Here is a 2,610-nt window from a genome sequence, read left to right as displayed (position 1 = left end):
GGTGTTTGAACCCACATTCCGCACCCCCAAGGGGCAGCGTACGCGGATTGAGGGGTTCAACAGTTGACAGTTGACAGTTGACAGTTGACAGTTTGAGATCGACCTCTACCTAGAAGGAAGAGGATTGAAACAGTGAATAATTTGTTTTATTTCCCCCTAGAAGGAGGAGGCTTTAAACCCATTCTTCTTGGTAAAAGTGAATCATCCGAGACAAAGCGTGAGTAAAAATACTCAATAATTGCGGCCGCGCGAGCGCTCGCGAACGTTAAAAATTCCTGACAACAGAAGTGAGGGCATGAGTTAAATCTGATACCAGTTAAAATTGCGATCGGCAAAAGACCAAGTTGATGACGTATCCGTGACCCAATCGCAGCCGCGAAAATGCCTTAATTGCGCTCGCTCTTCTGTAACCAATCATCACCAAAAATAGTGTAAACTGGCGAGATAGATGAACGCTCAAATCAGGATTCAGCAGCATATGCAGAAAGCATCCCAGATGAAAGTAGAAAACCTAGATCATCTGGGCTTGATAGCCGGTCTAATTGATGAAATAGGAATTGTCCCAAAAATCAATGAATTAGTAGGCGAACAACCAGGTGAAATAGTCAGTCCCGGTCTGGTAGTTAAAGCCATGCTCATCAATGGATTAGGGATGGTTTCTGCCCCATTATACTTATTTTCTAAATTTTTTGAAGGGAAAGCAATAGAACATTTACTTGGCTCAGGAATTCAATCATCACATCTCAATGATGACCGTTTAGGAAGAGTATTAGATAAATTATATTTGGTAGGAATTACGGAAATATTCACAGCCATTGCCTTGGATGCAGCTCAAAAATTCGAGATAAATACCGACACATCTCACCTCGACTCAAGTTCATTTCATCTACATGGCAAATATGAACAAAAATTGCCATCAGTATCTTTTTCTAACACAGAAATAGATAGCAATCAGTTAGATAACTCATCAATCAACCATCAAACATCCCCAACACCAATTCAGATTACCTATGGCTACTCTCGTGACCATCGTCCCGACTTAAAACAATTCATTTTAGACCTAATTTGTAGTGGAGATGGAGATGTACCACTATTTTTGCGAGTAGCTTCAGGGAACGAATCAGATAATTCCATATTCGCCTCAATTTGTCAAGACTTTAAAAAACAATTAAATCTCGACAGTTTAATGGTAGCTGACAGTGCATTATATACCGCTCCCAACTTAGAAATGTTAACCAATTTAAGATGGTTAACTCGTGTACCATTAAGCCTGAAACAAGCGCAGCAACTGGTATCTCAACTAAATGAATCAGAATTTCACGGCTCTTCTGTGAGCGGATATAGTTGGTCAGAACACAAAAGTAATTATGGTGGAGTTACACAAAGATGGTTAGTAGTAGAGAGCAGTTTGCGTCGTGATGCTGACCAACGCAAATTATCAAAAAACCTGAAAAAAGCTGAAGTTGAATCCCAGAAGAAATTGCGAGAGTTATCAAATATTGAATTCGCTTGTTCAGCGGATGCCTATTCAGCAGCTAATCGTTTATCCCAACAACTAAAATATCATAATTTAACCCAAATTACCAGCAGAGAAGTGACAGCAAAATCAGCTACTAATTTGACTACTTCTCACGAAAAATCTAGCTCTATATTGATATTTAAAGTTCAAGCAAAACTAGAACTAGATGCTAATGTGGTAGCCCGAATAACCAAAGCTAGTGGCAGATTTATCTTAGCTACTAATGTGCTGGATGCAGAGCAATTAAGTCCTGATGAAATGATTGTAAAATATAAGGAACAGCAGTCGGCAGAGAGAGGCTTTGGATTCCTGAAAGACCCCCTATTTTTTACGGATAGCGTATTCCTCAAGTCGCCGGAAAGAATCGAGGCTTTAACTTTGATAATGGGTTTGTGTTTGTTGGTTTATACTTTAGGTCAAAGGTTACTCCGGCAAAACTTGCAACTCACTAATAAAACCGTAAAAAATCAATTGGGCAAAGGAACTAATCGACCTACTTTGCGCTGGATATTCCAAAGTTTTCAATCGATTCATGCCGTTTGTGTTCAAGGAATTCAGCAAGTTTCTAATTTGACATCTGAACGGTTGGCTATATTAAATTTGTTTCCAGTCACCTGTCGGTCTTATTATTTCTTGTTGTGAAATGAAGTTGAATATTGATTGATAAAACTAACTTACATTTAAATAATTGTTGATTCAGCAATGATGTACAATTGTCATAATGCGGGCGATATATGCTGGGAATTAATAGTTGTTAATGGTCTGATTTTTGACGTTTTATGGGTTAAGAAGATTTAATTCATGCCCTCACGTCAATTTTTAGGGATTCCTAACTGGATGATGCGATAGTTGCACAAATTTTTGGGTGTTTTTACTCATTATTATCTCCGATGATTCACTTTTACTTCCTCAATCCGCGTACGCTGCCCCTTGGGGGTGCGGAATGTGGGTTGTAATTCTTTGACTTCAGGCGCGGTTGGTGTCCACAGAGCCGGTTTCATCGCCGCACAAAAACGAGCAATCAGTGCCGCATCTACGGAGTCAGTTTTAGTCCTCAGAAGTTCGCTTTTGGCAAACCCTTTAATCCGGGC

1 protein-coding gene and 1 pseudogene are annotated in these 2,610 nt (G+C 39.6%); one reads left to right on the top strand and one right to left on the bottom strand.

Annotated elements, in window-relative coordinates; genetic code table 11:
* The first annotated feature begins 478 nt into the window (after nucleotides 1–478).
* Nucleotides 479–2,161 carry an IS1634 family transposase gene (locus tag ACUVJL_RS07825; protein WP_445245330.1) on the top strand — a complete coding sequence of 561 codons (1,683 nt, stop codon included), beginning with the start codon at nucleotides 479–481 and terminating at the stop codon, nucleotides 2,159–2,161.
* 239 nt (nucleotides 2,162–2,400) lie between these two features.
* On the opposite strand, the pseudogene ACUVJL_RS07820 reads toward ACUVJL_RS07825, so the two are convergent.
* Nucleotides 2,401–2,610, bottom strand: a pseudogene (locus tag ACUVJL_RS07820) (hypothetical protein); the annotation flags it as partial.

The sequence above is a fragment of the Microcoleus sp. OTE_8_concoct_300 genome (assembly GCF_031383065.1).
Taxonomy (GTDB): Bacteria; Cyanobacteriota; Cyanobacteriia; order Cyanobacteriales; family Microcoleaceae; genus Microcoleus.
Note: the sequence above shows the minus strand (reverse complement) of the source record. Positions and strands in the feature narration are given on the sequence as shown.